This is a genomic window from Streptacidiphilus alkalitolerans (genome assembly GCF_042511045.1).
Lineage (GTDB): Bacteria > Actinomycetota > Actinomycetes > Streptomycetales > Streptomycetaceae > Streptacidiphilus > Streptacidiphilus alkalitolerans.
This window is the reverse complement of the sequence record NZ_JBHEZX010000017.1, coordinates 132,461-153,423: the sequence shown is the minus strand read 5'-3', so window position 1 is coordinate 153,423 and position 20,963 is coordinate 132,461. Positions and strand designations below refer to the sequence as shown.

The 20,963-nt window shown below is 71.8% G+C and carries 21 protein-coding genes; 11 read left to right on the top strand and 10 right to left on the bottom strand.

The features are described 5' to 3' along the window. Positions 1-126 precede the first annotated feature (126 nt). Positions 127-1,422: a phenylacetate--CoA ligase PaaK gene (gene paaK, locus ACEZDG_RS30595; protein ID WP_380515787.1), complete on the bottom strand. Its 1,296-nt coding sequence runs from the start codon at positions 1,420-1,422 to the stop codon at positions 127-129. A 375-nt stretch (positions 1,423-1,797) separates the two neighbouring features. Here paaK and ACEZDG_RS30590 point away from each other — a divergent pair, with 375 nt between their 5' ends. Continuing rightward, on the top strand, positions 1,798-3,030 hold the full coding sequence (locus ACEZDG_RS30590) for an efflux RND transporter periplasmic adaptor subunit (protein ID WP_380515784.1): 1,233 nt from the start codon (positions 1,798-1,800) through the stop codon (positions 3,028-3,030). A 7-nt stretch (positions 3,031-3,037) separates the two neighbouring features. Here the strand turns inward: ACEZDG_RS30590 and ACEZDG_RS30585 are convergent, their stop codons facing one another. From ACEZDG_RS30585 to ACEZDG_RS30575, 3 genes are read right to left on the bottom strand one after another with little or no spacing between them, the layout of a single operon-like run. Then, entirely contained in the window at positions 3,038-3,685 is a 648-nt protein-coding gene (locus tag ACEZDG_RS30585) for a class I SAM-dependent DNA methyltransferase (RefSeq protein ID WP_380515781.1), read from the bottom strand. 14 nt (positions 3,686-3,699) lie between these two features. Next, positions 3,700-3,852 carry a hypothetical protein gene (locus ACEZDG_RS30580; protein WP_380515778.1) on the bottom strand — a complete coding sequence of 51 codons (153 nt, stop codon included), beginning with the start codon at positions 3,850-3,852 and terminating at the stop codon, positions 3,700-3,702. Positions 3,853-3,888: 36 nt separating this feature from the next. Continuing rightward, a complete protein-coding gene (locus ACEZDG_RS30575) occupies positions 3,889-4,131 on the bottom strand; it encodes a hypothetical protein (RefSeq protein ID WP_380515776.1) in 243 nt (80 codons plus the stop codon). Between the two features lie 507 nt (positions 4,132-4,638). Here ACEZDG_RS30575 and ACEZDG_RS30570 point away from each other — a divergent pair. Continuing rightward, a complete protein-coding gene (locus ACEZDG_RS30570) occupies positions 4,639-5,073 on the top strand; it encodes a nitroreductase family deazaflavin-dependent oxidoreductase (RefSeq protein ID WP_380515773.1) in 435 nt (144 codons plus the stop codon). Between the two features lie 5 nt (positions 5,074-5,078). Further along, complete coding sequence (locus ACEZDG_RS30565; RefSeq protein ID WP_380515770.1) at positions 5,079-6,188, top strand: PP2C family protein-serine/threonine phosphatase; 1,110 nt, start codon at positions 5,079-5,081, stop codon at positions 6,186-6,188. Here the strand turns inward: ACEZDG_RS30565 and ACEZDG_RS30560 are convergent. After that, a complete protein-coding gene (locus ACEZDG_RS30560; protein ID WP_380515767.1) occupies positions 6,169-6,801 on the bottom strand; it encodes a GTP cyclohydrolase II in 633 nt (210 codons plus the stop codon). The genes ACEZDG_RS30565 and ACEZDG_RS30560 overlap by 20 nt on opposite strands. Positions 6,802-6,903: 102 nt before the next feature. Here ACEZDG_RS30560 and ACEZDG_RS30555 point away from each other — a divergent pair, with 102 nt between their 5' ends. Together ACEZDG_RS30555 and ACEZDG_RS30550 are read left to right on the top strand one after the other, a co-directional pair. Then, positions 6,904-7,389, top strand: a complete 486-nt coding sequence (locus tag ACEZDG_RS30555) for a MarR family winged helix-turn-helix transcriptional regulator (protein ID WP_380515764.1) — start codon at positions 6,904-6,906, stop codon at positions 7,387-7,389. A 1-nt stretch (position 7,390) separates the two neighbouring features. Beyond that, positions 7,391-7,837 carry a protein-tyrosine phosphatase family protein gene (locus ACEZDG_RS30550; protein ID WP_380515818.1) on the top strand — a complete coding sequence of 149 codons (447 nt, stop codon included), beginning with the start codon at positions 7,391-7,393 and terminating at the stop codon, positions 7,835-7,837. Here the strand turns inward: ACEZDG_RS30550 and ACEZDG_RS30545 are convergent. Next, the gene (locus ACEZDG_RS30545; protein WP_380515761.1) at positions 7,824-8,276 is read right to left on the bottom strand and encodes a MarR family winged helix-turn-helix transcriptional regulator; all 453 of its coding nucleotides are present in this window, start codon (positions 8,274-8,276) and stop codon (positions 7,824-7,826) included. The two genes, ACEZDG_RS30550 and ACEZDG_RS30545, sit on opposite strands and share 14 nt — an antisense overlap. 117 nt (positions 8,277-8,393) lie before the next feature. On the opposite strand from ACEZDG_RS30545, the gene ACEZDG_RS30540 reads away from it, so the two are divergent. Beyond that, positions 8,394-9,602 (top strand): MFS transporter, encoded by a 1,209-nt coding sequence (locus tag ACEZDG_RS30540; RefSeq protein WP_380515758.1) that lies wholly within the window; start codon positions 8,394-8,396, stop codon positions 9,600-9,602. A gap of 52 nt (positions 9,603-9,654) precedes the next feature. After that, on the top strand, positions 9,655-10,836 hold the full coding sequence (locus ACEZDG_RS30535; RefSeq protein ID WP_380515755.1) for an aminotransferase class V-fold PLP-dependent enzyme: 1,182 nt from the start codon (positions 9,655-9,657) through the stop codon (positions 10,834-10,836). A 4-nt stretch (positions 10,837-10,840) separates the two neighbouring features. Here the strand turns inward: ACEZDG_RS30535 and ACEZDG_RS30530 are convergent, their stop codons facing one another. Both ACEZDG_RS30530 and ACEZDG_RS30525 read right to left on the bottom strand, forming a co-directional pair. Next, a complete protein-coding gene (locus ACEZDG_RS30530) occupies positions 10,841-11,704 on the bottom strand; it encodes an oxidoreductase (protein WP_380515752.1) in 864 nt (287 codons plus the stop codon). Positions 11,705-11,743: 39 nt separating this feature from the next. After that, complete coding sequence (locus ACEZDG_RS30525; protein WP_380515750.1) at positions 11,744-12,703, bottom strand: LysR family transcriptional regulator; 960 nt, start codon at positions 12,701-12,703, stop codon at positions 11,744-11,746. 86 nt (positions 12,704-12,789) lie between these two features. Between ACEZDG_RS30525 and ACEZDG_RS30520 the strand changes: the two genes are divergently transcribed. Both ACEZDG_RS30520 and ACEZDG_RS30515 read left to right on the top strand, forming a co-directional pair. Further along, positions 12,790-13,755 carry a DMT family transporter gene (locus ACEZDG_RS30520; protein WP_380515747.1) on the top strand — a complete coding sequence of 322 codons (966 nt, stop codon included), beginning with the start codon at positions 12,790-12,792 and terminating at the stop codon, positions 13,753-13,755. 337 nt (positions 13,756-14,092) lie between these two features. Further along, positions 14,093-14,689, top strand: coding sequence for an aggregation-promoting factor C-terminal-like domain-containing protein (locus tag ACEZDG_RS30515; RefSeq protein WP_380515744.1), 597 nt, complete (start codon positions 14,093-14,095; stop codon positions 14,687-14,689). A gap of 131 nt (positions 14,690-14,820) precedes the next feature. On the opposite strand, the gene ACEZDG_RS30510 is transcribed toward ACEZDG_RS30515, so the two are convergent. Continuing rightward, positions 14,821-15,228, bottom strand: a complete 408-nt coding sequence (locus ACEZDG_RS30510; protein WP_380515741.1) for an STAS domain-containing protein — start codon at positions 15,226-15,228, stop codon at positions 14,821-14,823. A gap of 464 nt (positions 15,229-15,692) precedes the next feature. Between ACEZDG_RS30510 and ACEZDG_RS30505 the strand changes: the two genes are divergently transcribed. Next, the gene (locus ACEZDG_RS30505; RefSeq protein ID WP_380515738.1) at positions 15,693-17,738 is read left to right on the top strand and encodes a hypothetical protein; all 2,046 of its coding nucleotides are present in this window, start codon (positions 15,693-15,695) and stop codon (positions 17,736-17,738) included. Here ACEZDG_RS30505 and ACEZDG_RS30500 read toward each other — a convergent pair. Continuing rightward, on the bottom strand, positions 17,698-19,548 hold the full coding sequence (locus tag ACEZDG_RS30500; RefSeq protein WP_380515735.1) for a SpoIIE family protein phosphatase: 1,851 nt from the start codon (positions 19,546-19,548) through the stop codon (positions 17,698-17,700). The genes ACEZDG_RS30505 and ACEZDG_RS30500 overlap by 41 nt on opposite strands. A gap of 276 nt (positions 19,549-19,824) precedes the next feature. Here ACEZDG_RS30500 and ACEZDG_RS30495 point away from each other — a divergent pair, with 276 nt between their 5' ends. Beyond that, positions 19,825-20,946, top strand: coding sequence for a ricin-type beta-trefoil lectin domain protein (locus ACEZDG_RS30495; protein ID WP_380515729.1), 1,122 nt, complete (start codon positions 19,825-19,827; stop codon positions 20,944-20,946). The last annotated feature ends 17 nt before the right edge of the window (positions 20,947-20,963 follow it).

Sequence of the window (20,963 nt, the reverse complement as noted above, 5' to 3'; positions counted from 1 at the left end):
CCTCACCCCTCCATCCGCGTCACCGAGAATGAAGGTAAGGCTATCCTAACTATTGATCCCGAACCACCAGCCCCAAGGGCGGCGGCGCGGAACGGTTGTCACTGCGTGCGGATCACTGCGCGCGGGTCACTGCTCGCGCTGGTCGACGATCCGCTTCAGCTTGCCGAGCGAGCGCTCCAGGGTCTCCGGGTCGACGATCTCCACCTCCACGGTGACCCCGACGCCGTCCTTGACGGCCTGTCGGATCGCCGCCGCCGCTGCCTCGCGCACGGTCGGGGAGGAGCCGGGACGGGACTCGGCGCGGACGGTCATCCGGTCCATCCGGCCGCTGCGGGTGAGCCGCAGTTGGAAGTGCGGCGCCACCCCGGGGGTGCGCAGCACGATCTCCTCGATCTGGCTGGGGAAGACATTGACCCCGCGCAGGATGATCATGTCGTCGCAGCGCCCGGTGACCTTCTCCATCCGGCGGAACGCGGGCCGTGCGGTGCCGGGCAGCAGCCGGGTCAGGTCACGGGTGCGGTAGCGGACGATCGGCAGGGCCTCCTTGGTGAGCGAGGTGAAGACCAGTTCGCCGCCCGCGCCCTGGGGCATCACCTCGTCGGTGAGCGGGTCCACCACCTCAGGGTAGAAGTGGTCCTCCCAGATGTGCAGGCCGTCCTTGGTCTCCACGCACTCCTGCGCCACGCCCGGGCCGATCACCTCGGAGAGGCCGTAGATGTCCACCGCGTGGATGTTCAGGCGCTGCTCGATCTCGGTGCGCATGGCCTCGGTCCAGGGCTCGGCGCCGAAGATGCCGACCCGCAGCGAGGTGCTGCGCGGGTCGATGCCCTGCCGCTCGAACTCGTCCAGCAGGGTGAGCATGTAGGAGGGGGTGACCATGATGATCTCGGGCCGGAAGTCCTGGATCAGCTGCACCTGACGGGCGGTCATGCCGCCCGAGGCCGGGATGACCGTGCAGCCGGCCCGCTCGGCGCCGTAGTGCGCGCCCAGGCCGCCGGTGAACAGCCCGTAGCCGTAGGAGATGTGCACCTTGTGGCCCGGACGGCCGCCCGCCGCGCGGATCGAGCGGGCGACGACGTCCGCCCACATCGACAGGTCGTTCTCGGTGTAGCCGACCACGGTGGGACGGCCCGTGGTCCCGCTGGAGGCGTGGATCCGGCGCACCTGGTCCATCGGGACGGCGAACATGCCGAAGGGGTAGGTGTCGCGCAGGTCGGCCTTGGTGGTGAAGGGGAAGCGGGACAGGTCCGCCAGCGTCCGGCAGTCGTCGGGGGTGACGCCGGCCGCGTCGAACTTCTTCCGGTAGAGCTCCACGTGGTCGTAGGCCAGGCGCAGGGTCTGCCGCAGCCGGGTGAGCTGGAGCTGCTGCAGTTCGTCGAGGGTCAGCTGTTCGCCCGGGTCCAGGGGGTTGTCGCTGGTCATGGAGGCTCCTGTTACTACTCGTACCCGACCGAACATTCGGTTTGCATCCGGCAAGGTCAAGTAATCCAGGATCCGAACGGGGTGTCAATGGCCGCCACCCCGGGCTTCCGCCGCCGGCCCGCGTCACCTGTCCGGCCCAGCCGCGTTGCGGTCCGCCGCCGCAGGTCACAGCCTGGAGCCAACGCACTCTCCCGTGCCGGCCGGGCCCCTCTTCTCCCGGCGCAGCAGCCCCCGTCCTGGTCGGTACGGGGGCTGCTGCACGTTCGCCCTCCGGCCGAGGGGGTCCGGGAAGTACCGGCCGACCCGCCGGTCCGGGTGCTTGAGTACGCTCATACGATTTGTCAGGGTATGGGCAGCGGGAGGAGGGTGGCGGGCTTGCGGAAACTGCGAGGGTTGGGCAACTTCCGGGTGTTGGCAGCGGTCGAGGTGCTGGCGTTCGGCAGCGCCGCCGTGCTGCTGATGGCCCGACACGCTCCAGCGCCCCGGGAGTTCACCGTGCGTCCGGTGGACCTGCGGTCCACGGTCGCGCTGACCGGATACCTGGAGCCCGCGGTGACCTGGCGGCTCTACTTCGGGGCCAGCACCGCCTCGACCGCCGCCGCCGCGTCCGCCTCGTCCTCGGCGGACACCGCGGACACGGCAGGGGGAGCCGGCTCGGCCTGCGGCGGAGCCGCGAGCGCCGCCCAGGCCGGGGTCGGTCTCGGCGCGGTGTCCGCGCTGAAGGTCGCGCCAGGGGACAAGGTCAGCAAGGGCCAGGAGCTGGCCGAGGCCGACACCGCAGCCGCCCGCGCCGCACTCGCCTCGGTGCAGCAGGACCTGGACCAGGCCAATGGCCTGCTGGCCCAGGACCGGGAGCGGCCCGGGGCGGCCTCCACCGCATCGGCGGCGGACTCCCCGGCGTCCGGCGCTTCGCCGCAGCTGCTGGTGGGCCAGGACCTGGACCGGGTCCAGCGCGACCAGGACCGGATCGCCGCGCTGCAGCGCACCGTGGACGCGGCCAGGATCACCGCACCCGCGGACGGCATCGTCCAGGAGGTGGACACCGCGCTCGGCGCCTCGCCCGACTGCCGCAGCGCGGCGATCGTGCTGCGCTCCACCGGGCTGCGGGCCCACGTCCAGGCTCCCGGCGGGGTCCTGGCGCGGCTGCAGACCGGACAGGCCGTGCAGCTCGCCCTCCCGGGCACCAGCCTTCGGGTGGCCAGCACGGTCGCCGTCCTGCCCCAGGCCGCGAGCGCCCCCGACCCGGCGCCGACGACACCCGTGCTGGTCCCGGCGGTCGCCGAGTCGGCCGGGCCGCCGCAGGTCGGAGCACAGGACTACTCGCTCGACCTGGCCCTGCCCGTGCCGCCCCCGGGGACGCTGCCCGGCATGGCGGTGACGGCGACCGTGACGCTGGACGAGCGGGCCGGCGTGCTGGCGGTGCCGATGGCCGCCGTGCACCACGACCGCACCGGGATCCATGTCGCGGTGCTGCAATGCGGTTCGGGCAAGCGCAGCTGCCGCAGCACCCAGGTCACAGTGACCACCGGCCTGTCGGCCGACCGGATGACCCAGATCACCGCCGGGCTCCACAACGGCGACACCATCGCCGTGCCCAGCGCCGGCTGACGCCGGGTCAGGGCACCGGCGCGTCCTTCCGGGCCAGCAGGCAGGCCTGCGGCCACTTCTCGCCCTGCAGCAGCAGTTGCGCGGTGACGGTGAACCCGGCCCGGCTCAGCAACTCGGTGATGCGGTCGGGCCGTAGCAGGTAGGCGTCATAGGAGACGGGGTGGCCGTATGCGTGCTCGGGGCTCAGCCGCTCGTCGCCGACCCGGAATCCCAGCAGCAACTGCCCGCCGGGGGCCAGGGTGCGGTGGAACTCCGCGAACACCACCGGCAGCACCTCCGGCGGCGTGTGCAGGATCGACCACCAGGCGACCAGGCCGCCCAGCTCGCCGTCGGCGAGGTCGAGCGCGGTCATCGAACCCACCTCGAACCGCAGCTCCGGATAGCTGCTGCGGGCGATGTCCACCATCCTCGGCGACAGGTCGACACCGAACGCGGACACGCCGAGCGCGTTCAGATGCGCGGTGACATGGCCCGGTCCGCAGCCGACGTCGGCGACCGGCCCGCCGCCGCCGGTCCGGACGACCTCGGCGAACGCGCCGAGCATCGCGCGTCCCATCGGGTCCTTGGCGAACAGGAGCTTCACCCGCTCGGCATAGGAGTCGGCGACGGTGTCGTAGGACGACCGGGTGGCGGTCAGATGGGAGGGTTCGGGCATGGGGGGACGTCCTGTCAGTTCGCGAGGTCTTCGAGGAATTCGGTCCGCCGGTCGAGTGGGCTGTCCTTGGCCGAGGTCGGCGTCTCGCCCGCGCCGATGCGATCCAGCGCCCGGGCCCAGGACGACTCAACGGTGGGAGGAAGGGCTTCAGCCCCCGAAGCGGTCATGGCCGCAGCCTAGGAGAGGCCACTGACACCCGAGGATCAAGCCTCAGGGCCGACCAGACAGCTGAAGTGCTTGCTTCCGTTCGACAGCACCGCCCGCAGGCCGTGGTCCCGGGCGAGTGCGGCGGGCAGCGTGACGGCCGCGACCCCTTCCGGCAGTTCCAGGGTGGACCGATGCACCGGCCGGGTGCTGCCGGAGGCCGCCAACTCACCGTTGAGCGTGGTCAGCGCGGTCCAGCTGGTGCTGCCGCCCGGGTCGACGCGGTACTCGAGGATGCACACGGGTGGAACGGGCGCCCCGGGCGGGGGCCACGGCGCACCGGGGGGAGGCAGCGGGGGCATTCCGTGCGGCAGCGGCGGAGGTAAACGGGGCGCCGGCGGCGGTGCCGCCGGACTCCGGCCGGCGGAGGCGGACGCCCGGGCGGGCGCCTTGCTCTGGCTCATGGCGATGACCACGAGCAGCGGGACGAAGAAGATGAGCAGAGCAGCGACCCCGATCGCCAAAGGCCCCCGTGACCGGGGTGGTGGCGGTTCCTGAAATGGTTCTGACGAGCGGATGAACGCCATGGGTCTTGATGTCCCCCTGTGATGCCGGTGCGCATCACACTTGCAGCATCAACGCGGTCGCTTGCGGCTTGTTGCCGGAATGTGATCGCTTGATGCGCGGCAGGCCATCGGCACCCGGGAGCAGTTCACCCTGGTCACCGACTGAGATTGCATCGGCCGCGGTATTGAGTAAAGGTCAGGTGCGTAGGTGGTACGAGTGGTTTCGAGGATGGGATGTCCAGCATGCCTCTTGAGGGTGAGTACCAGCCGAGTCCGGAGAAGTGGGTACGCGACCAGGTCGAGCTGTACGAGGGCTCGGGCGGTACCGAGGGGACGACCCTGCGCGGCATGCCCGTGGTCGTGCTGACCACCCTCGGCGCGAAGAGCGGCCGGATCCGCAAGAACCCGCTGATGCGGGTGGAGCACGAGGGCGTCTACGCGGTGGTCGCCTCCAAGGGCGGCGCCCCCAAGCACCCGGTCTGGTACCACAACGTGGTGGCCGACCCGCATGTCGAGCTGCAGGACGGGCCGGTCCGCCAGGACATGACGGCACGTGAGGTCACCGGCGCGGAGAAGGCCCTGTGGTGGGAGCGCGCGGTCGCCGCGTACCCGGACTACGCGGACTACCAGACGAAGACCGACCGCGAGATCCCGGTCTTCGTCCTGGAGCCCAGCTGACGGGTGTGCGGGACAGGCTCTCCCCGCGGAACCTGACCCGCGGGGCTCTGTGCCTGCTGATGGTCGCAGGGGCGCTGGTCGATCTGCTGACGCCGGGCGACCAGCGGTTCGACCTGTTCCTGTCGGCCGCCCCCGCCCTGGCCGCCTCGATCGGGAGCGTCCGGGGCACGGCGGCGATCGGCGTGCTGGCGCTGCTGATCGAGGGCGGGGTCGCGTTCACCCGCGACCCCGCCCTGCGGTCGACGTCCTGGGCCGGGATGGCGGTGATCGCGGTGGTGACCGTCGCCGCCTGCTACACCAGCAAGGTCCGGGCCCAGTACGAGCAGGACCTGTCCGAGGTCCGCGAAGTGGCCGAGACCGCGCAGCGGATGATCCTGCGTCCGCTGCCGAGCAGCCTGGGCGCGATGGAACTGCACCTGCTGTACGCGGCGGCTGCCGCCCAGGCCAGGATCGGCGGCGACTTCTACGAGGTGCTGCGGGCCCCCGGCAGCGTGCGGGTGATCCTGGGCGACGTCCAGGGCAAGGGGCTGCCGGCCGTGGAGGTGGCCTCGGTGCTGCTCACCGCCTTCCGCACAGCGGGCAACGACGCCGCCGACCTGCCGGCCCTGGTCGACGCCCTCGAACAGGGGCTGGCCCGCTACAGCGAGCAGGTCCCCGACTCGGACGCCGCCGAGCGCTTCGCCACCGTCGTGCTGGTGGAGATCCCCGACGACCTGCCCGTGGTCCGGATCCTCAACTGCGGCCACCCGTCCCCGCTGCTCATCCGCCGGGGGCAGCGGATCCGCACCCTCGACCCCGCCGTTTACGGCCTGCCGGTGAATCTGACGCTGCTGGGCGGCCAGGAGGGGCGGCGGGTCGACGTCAGCCCCTTCGAGGCGGACGACCGGCTGCTGCTGTTCACCGACGGGGTCAGCGAGACCCGGGACCGCGACGGGGTGTTCTACCCGCTGACGGAGCGTCTGCAGCAGTGGACGGCCCAGCCCTGCGCGGCGCTGCTGGAGCGGCTCCGGGTCGACCTCCGGGCCTTCGGGGCGGCACCGCGCGACGACGACATGGCGGCCCTGATCGTCCACCGCCGCGCGGTCGCGGCCGGCCTCAGCCCGCCAGCTCGGTGAGGGCGATGGTGTGGTGGGTGTGCTCGACCTTGGCCCGCAGGTAGCGCAGGTTGGTGTCGGTGACGTGGGCCCCGGTGGGGACCCGCTCGGCCACGTCCACGCCGAGGGCGGTGAGCTGGTCCGCCTTGTCGGGGTTGTTGGACAGCAGCCGGATCCGCTCGGTGTCCAGGGCGGTGAGGATCTGGGCGGCGGCGCTGTAGTCGCGGGCGTCCTCGGGCAGGCCGAGCGCGGCGTTGGCGGCGTAGGTGTCCAGGCCGTCGTCCTGCAGGGCGTAGGCGTCCAGCTTGTTGTAGAGGCCGATGCCCCGCCCCTCCTGGCGCAGGTAGAGCAGGTACCCGCCGGTGGCGGCGATCAGCTCGACCGCCTCCCGCAGCTGCGGGCCGCAGTCGCAGCGGGCCGAGCCGAACACGTCGCCGGTCAGGCACTCGGAGTGCAGCCGCACCAGCGGAGCGGGCGTCGCGCCCGGATCGCCCAGGACGATGGCCAGGTGTTCCGCTCCGTCGACCAGTCCGTGGAAGGTGACCATCTCGGCGTCCACCGTGTAGCCGTCGCCGAAGCGCAGAGGTACCCGGACCCGGGTGCGCACGGTGGCGGCGGGGAGGTTCTCGGACATCGTCGGCTCCGCTCGATCGGGGGTGGTTCAAATCCGAACCACTCGAACAGGTGCGACAGTACCCCCGGATTCAAATTTGAACAACCGGGTTAAGCTTGCAGCATGACCCCCGAACCCAGATGGCTGGACGACCAGGAGCGCGCTGCCTGGATCGCCTTCCTGGCCGCAAGCAATCTTGTCGCCCGAAGACTGGAGCAGCAGCTCAAGGACGAGGCGGGGCTCTCCCATACCCAGTACGAGGTGCTGGTCCAGCTCTCCGCGGCCGAGGGCGGGTCGCTGCGGATGACCGAGCTGGCCGACCTGCTGGTCACCTCGAAGAGCGGGCTGACCTACCAGGTCACCCAGCTGGAGCGGGCCGGGCTGGTCACCCGGCGCTCCTGTCCCAGTGATGTCCGCGGTGTCTTCGCCCAGCTGACCGAGCACGGGATGGACGTGCTGCGGCGGGCCGCGCCCGGCCATGTCGAAGCGGTCCGCGAGGCGCTGATCGACGTGCTCACCCCCGAGCAGCGCTACCACCTGGCCCAGGGCCTGTCCGAGGTCAGCCGCCGGCTCCGGGCCAGTGCCCGGACCGAGGCGGCGCAGTCCTAGGCTGACTTCCGTGGCCGAGCAGCTCTGGGATCCGTCCGACCGCGGGGTGCTGCGGCTGCCGTCCGGGCGCCTGGTGCGGGGCCGCGCGCTGCGCAGGCCGCTGCCGCCGGGGCCGGTGCCCGACTTCGCCGTCCAGCTGCTGGGCCGGCGGCCGGCCGGGACTCCGTGGGAGAGCCGCTGGCTGCGCTGGCCGGACTTCGCGCTGCCGAGCGACCGGGGACTGGCGGGGGAGCTCTTCGCCGAGGCATGGGAGCGGGCCGGGGGCGAGCGGGTCGAGGTCGCCTGCGGCGGGGGCCGGGGGCGGACCGGGACCGCGCTGGCCTGCCTCGCGGTGATCGACGGGGTCCCGGCCGACCGGGCGGTGGCTTTCGTCCGCCGGTACTACGACGCCCGGGCGGTGGAGACGCCGTGGCAGCGGCGCTATGTGGAGCGGTTCACGACCCGGTAGCGGCGGCGGCCCGGTCCAGTTGCTCCACCGTCGTGACCAGCGGCGCGAGTCGGGGGTCCTGGGCCGCGTCGTCCAGCGCCGAGCGCAGTGCGCTGTCGTTGGTGGGCCGGGCGGCGGCGAGCAGGGTGAGCCCGGCCCCGGTGACATCGGTGTAGATGCCTCGCCGGTCGGTGTCGCAGAGGTAGCGGTTCAGCAGGCCGCGGTCCTCGAGCCGGCCGACCAGGCGGGTGGTCGCGCTCTGGCTGAGCACCAGGGCGTCCGCGACCTGCTGCATCCGCAGGTGGCCGCCGGGGCCGTGGTGCTGCCGGCTGAGGAGGGCGAGCAGGGAGTACTCGCGCACGCTGAGGCCGTGCCCGGCCTGCAGTGCCCGCTCGATCCGGGTCTCGATCCGCTGGTGCAGCAGCGACAGGGCGCACCAGCCCTGGGGCAGTGGGGTCATCTCTGGTCCTCCTTTAGAACACAATCGAAATATACCGCGTTTGCAAGTAGTCGGCGTCTGCAAGTACTGTGGAGGACCGTCAGGCATTCGCACCACACCAGCAGAAAGGCGCCCGCCATGCCGCTCGCGCTCCTCGCCCTGGCCATCGGGGCCTTCGGGATCGGTACCACCGAGTTCGTGATGGTGGGGCTGCTGCCCCAGATCGCCACCGACTACGGCGTGTCCATCCCCACCGCGGGCCTGCTGGTCACCGGGTACGCCCTCGGCGTGGTCGTCGGCGCTCCGCTGATGACCGTGCTGGGCACCAGGATCTCCCGCAAGCGCATGCTGATGCTGCTCATGGGCCTGTTCACGGCGGGGAACCTGCTCTCCGCCCTCGCCCCGACCTTCGGGCTGATGCTCGCGGGCCGGATCCTCGCCTCGCTGGCGCACGGCGCGTTCCTCGGCATCGGCTCGGTGGTCGCGGCCGACCTGGTCGCCCCGCAGAAGAAGGCCGGTGCCATCGCGATGATGTTCACCGGGCTGACCGTCGCCAATGTCGTGGGCGTCCCGCTGGGCACGCTGATCGGCCAGTCGCTGGGCTGGCGCACCACCTTCTTCCTGGTCGCCGCACTGGGCCTGGTCGGCCTCGCGGGCATCGCCCGGCTGGTCCCCGAGCTGCCCAGGCCGCAGGGGGTGCGGCTGCGGCACGAGATCGCCGCGTTCCGCAACGTCCAGGTGCTGCTGGCGATGGCGATGACCGTGCTCGGCTTCGGCGGGGTCTTCGCGGCCGTCACCTACCTCGCGCCGATGATGACCCATGCCGCCGGTTTCGCCGACGGCTCGGTGACCTGGCTGCTGGTGCTCTTCGGACTCGGCATGGTCGGCGGCAACCTGCTCGGCGGACGCTACGCCGACCGCAGGCTGATGCCGATGCTCTACACCACGCTGGGCGGGCTGGCGCTGGTGCTGGCCCTGTTCACGGTCACCGCCCACAACAAGGTCGCCGCCGCGGTGACGATCACGCTGATCGGCGCCCTGGGCTTCGCCACCGTGCCGCCGCTGCAGAAGCGGGTGCTCGACCACGCCTCCGGCGCGCCCACCCTCGCCTCGGCCGTCAACATCGGCGCCTTCAACCTCGGCAACGCCCTCGCCGCCTGGCTCGGCGGCCTGGTCATCGCCGGCGGCCTCGGCTACACCGCGCCCAACTGGGTCGGCGCGGCGATGGCCGGATCCGCCCTGGTCATCGCCCTGGTCTCGAGCGCCCTTGAACGCCGCGGCAGCGCGCCGAACCGCCAGGACCACGCCGCGGTGGAGAACCCGCGGCAGCAGCCGGCCCTTCGCTAGGGTCTGTCCGACGTCGTCACCGAGCCCGCAACGCTGCTGAGGAGCCCATCGCATGGACATCGAGGCACTGCGCCGGGACACGCCCGGATGCGCGAACCGGGTGCACCTCAACCACGCCGGGGCCGGCCTGCTCTCCCGCCGGACCCTGGCCGCCGTGACCGGCCACCTGGAGCTCGAGGCCGCGATCGGCGGCTACGAGGCCGCCTGGCAGCAGGCCGAACAGGTACAGGCCGGCTATACGAACCTGGCCCGGCTGCTGGGCGGCCGGGCCGACGAGGTGGCGCTGTTCGACAGCTCCACCCGGGCCTGGAACGCCGCCTTCTACGCACTCTCCTTCCGCCCCGGCGACCGGATCCTGACCGGCCGGGCCGAGTACGGGAGCAATGTGCTGGCCTACCTCCAGGTCGCCCGGCGCACCGGCGCCGAGGTGGTGGTGGTCCCCGACGACGCCTCGGGACAGCTCGACACCGCCGCGCTGGCCGGGCTGATCGACGAACGCACCCGGCTGGTCGGTGTCACCCACGTCCCCACCAGCGGGGGACTGGTCAACCCGGCGGCCGAGATCGGCCGGATCACCCGCGCGGCCGGCGTCCCGTTCCTGCTGGACGCCACCCAGTCGGTCGGCCAGTTCCCGGTCGACGTCGCCGAGATCGGCTGCGACATGCTGACCGGCACCGGCCGCAAGTTCCTGCGCGGTCCGCGCGGCACCGGCTTCCTCTGGGTGCGGACCGGGGCGCTGGAGTACCTCGACCCCTGCGTCGCCGAGATCCAGTCCGCCGACTGGGACGGCAAGCGCGGCTTCAGCTGGAAGCCGGGCGCCCAGCGCTTCGAGTCCTGGGAGAAGAGCCACAGCAATGTCCTGGGCCTGAACGCGGCCGTCGAACAGGCCCTTGAGCTGGGGCTCGACCGGATCGGGGAGCGGGCCTCCGCCCTCGGCGCGAGGCTGCGCGAGGGGCTCAGGGCCGTGCCCGGCGTCTCCGTGCACGACCTGGGCCCGGAGCCCTGCGCCATCGTCACCTGCAAGGTGGCCGGGACGGCGGCCGAGGACGTGGCCGCGGCTCTGCGCCGTCAGCACATCAATGTCACGACCACCGTCCCCGAGCACACCCAGTTCGACACCGAGCACCGCGGCGTCCACCCGCTGGTCCGGCTGTCCCCGCACTACGTCAACACCGAGGCCGAACTCGACCTGGCGGTCCGGGCCGTCGCCGAACTGGCTAGTGCGGCAAGCTAGTCGCTCAGTCGAAGTCGGTGCTGCGGCTGACCGGCTCCCAGTCCAGGGCCTCCTGGCGGGAGGTCTCGAAGTTGGCGAGGATCGCGTCCGCGGCGTCACTGCCCAGCGCGAGCCGCAGCGGCGTCCGGTCGGCCTCCAGCGCGGCCAGGATCGCCGCGGCGGCCTTGGCCGGGTCCCCGGGCTGCTTGCCGTCGCTGCTCGGCAGCACCTCGCGGACCGGCCCCACCGTCTCCTCGTAGGCGGGCAGCGCGGCGGACTGCTGCAGCGCCCCGCCGCCCGCGAAACCGGTGCGGAACGAGCCGGGCTCGACGATCAGCACCTTGATCCCGAACGGGGCGACCTCCAGCGCGAGCGCCTCGGAGAGCCCCTCCAGGGCGAACTTCGTGGCCGAGTAGCCGCCCACGCCCGCGAAGGAGAACCTGCCGCCCATGCTGCTCATCTGCACGACGGCGCCGGAGCCCTGGCTGCGCATCTGCGGCAGCACCGCCCGGGTGAGCGCGGCCGGGCCGAAGAAGTGCAGGTCCATCAGGTCGCGCAACTCCTGCTCGGTGGTCTCCTCGACCGCGCCGACCAGTCCGCGCCCGGCGTTGTTGACCAGGACGTCGATCCGCCCGTGCTGCCGCAGCACCTCGGCCACCACGGCGCCGATCTGCGCCTGGTCGGTGACGTCCAGGGCGACCGGGAACACCCGGCCGGGGTGCGCGGCGGCGAGGGCGTCCAGCAGCGCCGGGCGGCGGGCCGCGGCGACGACGGTGTCGCCGGCCCCGAGCGCGACCTCGGCCAGCGCCTGCCCGAAGCCCGAGGAGGCGCCGGTGATCAGCCAGACCCGGCCGGAGGACTCGCGGTCGGGAGTGTGAGTGGTCGTCATCGTCAGCTCCAGCGTTGGTGGTTGGTATGAATCTTCATTTTATTCGCCGGGGTGCCGGTGCCGGGCCGAGACGGTGTGCAGCAGCTCGACCACCCGCTTCAGCTGCGGTTGCCGGGCCTCACCGGTGCGGGTCAGCGCGCTGACCGTGCGGGTGACCGGTTCGGTGAGCGGATGCAGGCTCACCCCGGTGGTGTCGGCCGGCAGCGCCAACCGCGGCACCAGCGCCACCCCGGCCCCGGCGCCGACCAGAGCGGTCAGCACCGAGAAGTCACTGGCCAGCGCGACCTTGCGGGGGACGAACCCGGCTGCCCCGCAGGCGCGTTGGGCCAGCTCGTGGCAGGAGGTCTCCGGGCCGGGCAGCAGCCAGTCCTCCCCGGCGAGACGCCGGAGGTCGGCGGCCTGCCCGGGGGACAGCCGCAGCCGGTCGGCGGCCCCGGCCGGTACCGCCAGCAGGACCGGGTCGTCCAGCAGCCGGTGCTGCTCGCATCCGGGCGGCAGGTCGCGCGGGAGCAGGCTGTAGGCATGGACCACGGCGAGGTCCGCGTCCCCGTGCCGCAGGGCCTGGACGGCGCGGTCCGGCTCGGCCTCGGTGAGGTGCAGGCGCGGTGCCGGTGCCTGGGCCGGTGCCGGTGCCTCGGCGGACCCGGCGGCGAGTTCGCGCCACAGCAGCGGCAGCAGCACCCGTGCGGCGGAGGGGAAGGCGGCGATCCGCACCAGGCTCCTGCCACCGCCGTCGGCGCGCAGCGCCAGCAGGTCGGCCTCGGCCGCCGCGAGGCTGCCCAGGATGACCTCCGCATGCTCGACCAGCAGCCGCCCGGCGGCGGTGAGCCGCAGCACCCGGCCCTGCTTCTCCAGCAGCGGGACCCCGGCCTCCTTCTCCAGCGCGGCCAGCTGCTGCGAGACCGCCGGTCCGCTGAGGCACGCCGCCTCGGCGGTGGCCGTCACGGTGCCGTGGACGGACAGGTCGCGGAGCAGGCGGATGCGCCGAACATCCAGCATGAAGGTTTCCTTCTTGGTCTGCCAACAAAGAGTAACTGGATCTTTTCTATTCTAGGCGGAACCCTGAAGGTGTGAAGAGCCGAGCGATGCCCCTGCGATTCCTGGCCCTGGCGGCGACCGTCGTCCTCTGGGCCTCGGCGTTCCCTGCGATCCGGGTGGGCCTGGACGGCTACGGGGTCGCGGGCCTGTCCTTCCTGCGGTTGGCGGTCGCCTCGCTGGCGCTGGCCCTGGCGGCTCCGCTGCTGGGGGTGCGGCTGCCGAGGCGCGGCGACCTGCCGCGGATCCTGCTCTGCGGGGCGGCCGGGATGGCCGCCTACCAGCTCCTGCTCAACTGGGGCGAGGTGCACGTCCCGGCCGGCACGGCGAGCCTGCTGGTCTCCACGGCCCCGGTCTTCAGCGTGCTGCTCGCCGGCACCCTGCTGGGCGAGCGGCTCACCCGCAGCACGGTCCTGGGCAGCGTGATCGCGATCGCGGGCGCGGCGGCGATCGCACTGGCGGGGGGCTCGGCCCAGGCCTCGGCGGGGGCGCTGATCGTGCTGGCCGCCGCGGCCGTCCAGGGGGTGTACCACGTCGCCACCAAGCCGCTGCTCGACCACTGCACCGGCTTCGAGGTCGCCTGCTACGCCATGTGGACCGGCACCCTGCTGCTGCTCCCGCTGGCGCCGTCCGCGCTGCACGGCCTGGCCACCGCGCCGGCCTCCGCCACCGGCTCGGCCCTCTACCTGGGCCTGCTGCCCTCCGCGCTGGGCTTCGCCACCTGGGGGTACGCGGTCGCCCGCACCACGGTCACCACGGCGACCGCCGCGCTCTATCTCGTGCCGCCGGTCGCGCTGGTCGTCGCCTATGTCTGGCTCGGCGAGACGCCGCGCCCGGCGGCGGTGCTGGGCGGCCTGGTCAGCATCGTCGGTGTGGTCCTGATCAACCGAGGCGGCGCGAGGGCGCGGTCCGAGGCCCGGTCTGCCCGGTCGGCAGAGCGACTAAACGGACAATTCGCCGAGGAGTTGGTGACGGTCGCCACAGCCGATTCGGCACAGACTAGGCCCGGTAGTTGATCCGCGGCCGGTCCGGGCCGGTCCCCGACGCGGGAGCCGTGCGGTGCCGGCCAGGGGTTTTTGCTGGCCGTCGGGAGGCGCCTGCTACGTGGTTCGGTAGTAGCGGGGGCCCTTGGCGAGGCGCCGACCGGCGGCTACAAATGACCGAGTCAACCGGTGCCGCAGCCCCTGTCCCGCTGCTCACCGCCATCGGCACTAGGGTCTGCCCGATCGACCCTGGGGTTCATCCCCCACCGCAAGCGGAGTGCCCGCTGCCCCGATGCCGACCGCGCCCCCTGTCCGGGCGCCGTCCCTTCCGCGTCGGAGGCACACGCCAACCGATTGAGGTATTTCTTCCATGCGTAGCTTCTCCCCCCGTCTTCGTGCCTCCGCCGCTCTGATCGCGGCCACCGCCGGTCTGGCCTCGCTGGGCGCGTTCACCACCGCCGCCCACGCCGACACCCCGACCAGCGCGGTCGCCGCCGCCCAGACGTCCCAGCTCAACTCCCGCGCCGAGTCCCTGGCCGAGCAGGCCTACAACGCCGCCAACGGCTCCAGCACCAGCAGCGACTCCTCCAGCGCCGCCGCGTCCACCGACTCCGGCGCGAGCACCGGTTCGGTCTCGGACGACTCCGCCGCGAGCAGCGACTCGTCCAGCACCTCGTACTCGGGTGACGCGCAGTCGATCGCGGCGCAGATCGTGCCGGCCGACCAGCTGGCGTCCTTCGACGAGATCATCTCGCACGAGTCCGGCTGGGACGTGACCGCGACCAACCCGTCCTCCGGCGCCTACGGCCTGCCGCAGGCCCTGCCCGGCGACAAGATGGCCTCCGCCGGCGCCGACTGGCAGACCGACGCCGCCACCCAGATCCGCTGGGCGCTGGACTACATGAACACCACCTACGGCAGCCCCAACCAGGCCTGGGCCTTCTGGCAGGCCAACAGCTGGTACTAGAAGCCCCCCACACCACCCCGCGGCGCCCAGGCACCGGACAGGGGAGAACCTGGGCGAACCACCCCGTAGGGGCCCGGCACACCACGTGCCAGGCCCCTACGGGCATTCAGCCACCCGCCCATGACCCCGGGTCAGACGGCCTCCGTCGTTGCCGGCGGTGGGGGGAAGCCGTAGAGGGGGCCGTGGAACGGGGACGGCGCCGGGTCCGGGTCGCCGTCCGCGGTGAGGACCTCGGTGAGGCCGGTGAGTTTCAGGAGGCGGCGCAGCGGAGCGGAGGTGCGGACGAGCCGGAGGGTGACGCCTCGGGCGGCGGCCTGCCGCTGCGCGCCCAGCAGGGCGTCGAGGCCGGCGGCGTCGCAGAAGCTCAGCAGCGCGGCGTCCAGCTCGATGCGGCGCAGCCGCCGGTCGCCGGCCAGAATGCTGCTGATGGCGGCTCTGAGCGGCCCCGCGCTGTAGTGGTCGAGCTCTCCCGCGAGGAGGACGTGCGAACTCCTCCGGACGTCGACGACCGCGACGCCGAGAAGTGTGAGATCGCCCATGGTGTGCGCCCAACGTGGTTGGCAGCCAGTGTAGTTGCAGTCTGCCACGAATGAACGTGCGAATGGCATATGCGTGACGGGATGCACACCGTCCCTCCGCCTCCACCCCGGGCCCGCCGCCCGTCCGGCCGGCTCGCCAATTCATTCGGGCTAATGCGTCGGCGTCCGGATGCGCATCGTCGGCAGAATGATTTACTGGACATCGGTACAGGTCGTGTGCGGAACTGGGCGGATCCGGTTTCCTGTTGTCCGAACTTCTTCCGGCCGACCCCTGGTATTCATGCGGGAGTCCCCCTCCGGGGCTTTCGCCTCTGGATACTTGCCCTGTTCTGCCGCGGGGCGGAGCCGCTTGTGTGAGAAATAGACAATACGGGTGTGAATTCGACGGTGACTGCCGAGGATTCTTCGGGTGCGGGGGAGCGGAAGTGACGGGCCAGGAACGCAACGGAGGCCGGACGTACGCCGTGGCTGTGCGGCCACTGGCCGAGGGCCCGGTCCACGGGCCGCTCCAGGGTCCGGCCGCCCTCCGGCGGCCCCCGGGCCTCGGCGGGCGCAGCCCCAAGGTCCTGGTGTCCGCCCTGGCGCTCTGCTGGCTGCTCCCGCTGATGCTCGGGGCGCTGCACCTGCAGGTGCTGACCCTGGTCGTGGCGCTGCTGGCGATCGGCTCCCTGGTGCGGGTCGGCGGCGGCCTGGTGGACCGGCTGATGGTCTCCGGGCTGCTGCTGTCCGGTGCGCTGATGGCCTTCGGGCTGGTCGCCTCGGTGTGGCCCTGGCGACTGGATCCGCTGCCCGCGGGCGGGGTGCTGCTCTCGGTGATCGCCCTGGCCGGCTGGTACGGCGACCGCAGACCGCGCTTCGCGCTGCGGCTGCGCTGGTCGGACGGCATCATCGCCGGGACCGGCCTGGTCGTCTGGCACTTCGTCCACCGCGGGGTCACCGGCCGGCTCGGCGACGGCATGATGATGGTGGGGGACCGGTTCTCCCACTTCGCGATCTTCGAGTCGATCGGCCGGATCGGCGGCTACCTCTTCCTGCACCAGGCGGCCGGCCAGGTCTCCACGATCGGCAACGCCGCCGGGGTGTATCCGCAGGGCTCGCACTTCCTGTTCGCCTGGGTGGACGTCTTCGTCCGTTCGAGCACTGTCCCGCTGAGCACCCCGCAGTCCCTGTCGCGCTACTTCACCTATGTGCTGCTGGCGTTCGTGCTGCTGTGCGTCTGCGTGGTGTGGGCCACCCGCTGGGTGGCGGGCCCGCGGCTGGCCGGCTGGCGCACCGGGGCGGTCTGCGCGGTCTCCGCCTGCCTGGTCCTGGCCGAGCCGCTGCCGGAGCTGCTGCGGGAGGGGTTCGACTCCGAGATCGTCGGGCTGGCCTTCGTGGCGGTGTCGGTGGCGCTGCTGCTGCGCCCGGCGATGGGGCAGACCGAGTACGCGCTGGTGGCCGCGGCCGGGTTGGTCACCGTCGCCTACAGCTACAACATCTACGTGGTCTTCGTGGCCCTGCCGATCGCGGCCGGGCTGCTGCTGTTCCGCCGCAGGCAGCGCGGGCACCGGGTCGCGCTGCTGGTCTGGCTGGCCGCGGCGGGTGCCGTCGCCCTCCTGCCCAGCGCCATCAGCGTGTTCTCCCACTTCGACGTCGGCCAGCAGTCGGTCGCCAACGGGATGGTGATCCACTTCGACCGGGCCACCGTGATCGGCCTCGGCCTCGCGGTGATCCTCTCCTCGCTGGTCTCCCTGAGCCGGCCGACCGCGACGCAGGTCCTGGTCCTGGTGGCCGCGGTGGGCACGGTGGCGGTACTGGGGGTGTTCGCGGCCTGGCAGATCCACCGCAGCGGCACGGTCTCCTACTACTTCGAGAAGCTGGCGCTGGCGGCCTTCGTCGTCTTCCTGACGTCCCTGGGGTCGGTCGGCGGGCTGCTGCGCCCGCTGGCCCGCCGGGGCCGGAGCGCGCCGCTGCCGCGCAGACTGCAGGAGCCGCTGCTCGCGGTCGGCGTGGGCGCGGCGGCGCTGAGCCTCTTCGCGGGCTTCCAGTGGGGCATCCCCTCCGTCGGCAGGACCTCGGCCCAGTGGCGGCTCAGCTCGCTGGTCTCCTGGTCGACCGAGCGCCAGGGGAACCAGCTCGCCGAGGGCACCCGCACGTTCATGGCTAGGGACATGGCCAGGTCCACCGCGCCGGTCATCACCCTCTACCGGGGCTCCGGCAGCCTCAACTGGCAGACCGCCTACCTGGCCCAGGCTCTGCTCCGGAGGAATGGGATGATGACGGAATTCGGGGCGCTGTGCAAGGTGGACATGGGCAGCAGCTATATCAGCGGGCCCAGGTACCGGCAGTCGCTGGAGCAATTGCGGCTGCTGGTCCACGGGCTGCCGTCGCGGCCCACGATCCTGGTCGGGAACAAGCGGCTGTCCGAACAGATCGACCACGATCTGAACGGCGGGGGAGTGAATACGGCAAAGGTGCTGTTCGCGCCGCTCATTCACTATCCGCCGGCAGCGGCTGCTCCGCCCAAATGATCTTGTGGGTGGGGGTGTACCGGGTGCCCCAGTGCTCGGAGAGCCGGGCGACCAGGAACAGTCCGCGCCCGCCCTCGTCCATCGTCGCCGCGTAGCGCAGATGGGGGGAGGTGCTGCTGGTGTCCGACACCTCGCAGATCAGGTTGCGCTCGCGCAGCAGCCGGACCTGGATCGGTCCGGTGGCGTGGCGGATGGCGTTGGTGACCAGCTCACTGAGGATCAGCTCGGTGGTGAAGGCCATCTCCTCCAGCCCCCACTGGGCCAGTTGGCGGCTGGCGGCGGCCCGCGCGCCGGCCACCGCGGCGGGGTCGAACGGCACCTCCCACTCGGCGATCCGGTCCGCGGGCAGGGCCCGGGTGCGCGCGACGAGCAGGGCGATGTCGTCCTTGGGGACGGCGGGCAGCAGCGCGTCCAGCACCGCGTCGCAGGTCTCCTGCGGCGAGCGGCCGATGTCGGACAGCGAGGTGCGCAGCAGGTCCAGGCCGACGTCGATGTCCCGGTTCCGGTCCTCGACCAGCCCGTCGGTGTAGAGCACCAGTTGGCTGCCCTCGGCCAGTTTCAGATGGACCGTCTCGAAGGGCAGGCCGCCGAGGCCCAGCGGCGGTCCGGCCGGGAGGTCCAGGTACTCCACCGTGCCGTCGGGGTGCACCAGCGCGGGCGGCAGGTGCCCGGCCCGGGCCAGGTCGCAGCAGCGCGACACCGGGTCGTAGATCGCGTAGAGGCAGGTGGCGCCGGTGATCGAGGCCTCGCCGTTGGGGCCCGCCTCGTCCTTGTCGATCCGGGCGACCAGTTCGTCCAGGTGCGCCAGCAGGTCGTCGGGGGGCAGGTCCAGCATGGAGAAGTTGTGCACCGCGGTGCGCAGCCGGCCCATGGTGGCGGCGGCGTGCATGCCGTGGCCGACGATGTCCCCGACCACCAGCGCGACCCGGGTGCCGGGCAGCGGGATGACGTCGAACCAGTCGCCGCCCACCGCGCCCTGGGCGGGCAGGTAGCGGTAGGCCACGTCCACGGCTTCCTGGGCGGGCAGTCCGCGCGGCAGCAGGCTCTGCTGCAGGGTCACCGCCATGGCGTGGTTGTCGGTGACGGCCGAGATGATCTGTTCCTGGGTGGCGTACTTGGTGTCGAAGGAACCGCTGTTGCGGCCCAGCCGGAGCACCTCCACCCGGTCCGCGACCGCGCGCACGCTGTCCAGGTCGTGGCTGACCAGGAGCACGCCGAGCCCCTGGTCGCGGAGCCGGGTGATCAGCCTGAGCACCAGGGCGGTCTGTTCGACGCCGAGGGCGGCGGTGGGCTCGTCCAGTACCACCACCCGGGGGCTGCCGATCAGGGCGCGGGCGATGGCCACGGCCTGGCGCTGGCCGCCGGAGAGCGTCCCGACCGGGATCCGCACGCTGGGGATCCGGGCGGACAGGTCGCTCAGCAGTCGGCGGCAGCGCCGCTCCATCTCGACCTCGTCGAGGAAGAAGCCGAACTTGCGCAGTTCCCGGCCGATGAAGAGATTGCTGACGGTGTCCAGGTTGTCGCAGAGCGACAGGTCCTGGTGCACGGTGGCGATGCCCAGGTGCTGGGTCTGCAGCGGGTTGTGCAGGTCGACCGGCCTGCCCTCCCACTCGATCGCCCCGCTGTCCGGAGGGGACACTCCGGCGATGGCCTTGACCAGGGTGGACTTGCCGGCACCGTTGTCCCCGACCAGCGCGACGACCTCGCCCTCGTTGATTTCGAGATCGACGTCGCGCAGCGCCTGTACGGCGCCGAAGCGTCTGGAGATCCCACGAACGGCGAGCAGGGGAACAGATGCCAAGGAAACCACCTCCGTGAGTAGTGTCTCGTGAACCGAAGGTTTGCTTCGGACAAGCGCGCGTATTCATCGTTCCTGAGAACGATATTGATACCCGACTTCAAGAAGTGAAGTCGGAAGGTCCCTCGAAGTGGCTGAGAGCGTTCTCTCGTTCAACTATATGAACGCGCAGCTCAGGGCTGGAGAGGGCGTGCGTCTTAAAAATTGTTAGGAAGGTTTCCTGCCTCTTGTCTTGACGGAGTGTCATGACCACAGGTTGACTCCGGTCACCCCAGAGGAAGGCATGCCATGCAACGCTTACGAGTTGCCCTGGCCACCGCGGCGGTCGCGGTGGCAACACTTGTCGCCACTGTGACGTTCGCCGTGCCCGATTCGACCGCCGCGGTCGCTCCGGCCGCGACCAGTCCCACTGCCGCGCAACTGCTGGCGCAGACCCAGACCTGTACCCCGGCCTCCAACGGCGACTACGCCACCGACGAGGGCGCGGCGGCGACCATCCCCATCTGCAAGAAGGGGTCGGCGTACTTCTGGACCTCGGACATGGACATCGACTGCGACGGGATCACCACCTCGCACTGCAGCAACTCCACCGACCCGACGTACTTCGACGAGACCTCGTTCCAGACCTCGACCGGCCAGTTCTTCACCTCGGACGTCACCCACTACTACGTGATCCCGCTGCCCAGCTCCCGCTTCAACTACCAGAGCGCGGGCATCACCCCCGGCAGCGTGGCCGCGGTGATCTACAACAACAAGCTGGTCTACGCCGTCTTCGCGGACGAGGGCCCCGACGACATCATCGGCGAGGGCTCCTACTCGCTGGCGGTGGCGCTGGGCATCGACCCCGACCCGGCCACCGGAGGCACCGAGGGCCCGGTCACCTTCATCGTCTTCCCCGGCCATGTCCCCAGTCCGGTGGAGAACAACTCGGCCATCGACTCCGCCGGGGCCTCGGCGGCCGGCAGCTGGCTCGGCTCGGGCGGCACCACCTCCCCGCCGCCCACCTCCCCGCCGCCGCCCACCGGGGGCGTCGGCCAGATCACCGGCTACGGCGGCAAGTGCGTGGACCTGGCCGGAGCCAGCAGCGCCAACGGCACCGCGGTGCAGCTCTACACCTGCAACGGCACCGGCGCGCAGAGCTGGACGGTGGAGAGCAACAGCACGCTGCAGGCACTGGGCAAGTGCATGGACGTCACCGCGGCCGGCACCGCCAACGGCTCCAAGGTCCAGCTCTACGCCTGCAACGGCACCGGATCCCAGGTCTGGCAGCACCAGGCCAACGGCGAACTGGTCAACCCGCAGTCCGGCAAGTGCCTGGACGCCACCGGACCCAGCTCCGCCAACGGCACCCGGCTGCAGATCTGGACCTGCAGCGACGGCGCCAACCAGCAGTGGAACCTGCCCGCCTGAACCGAGGGTGGGCGCCG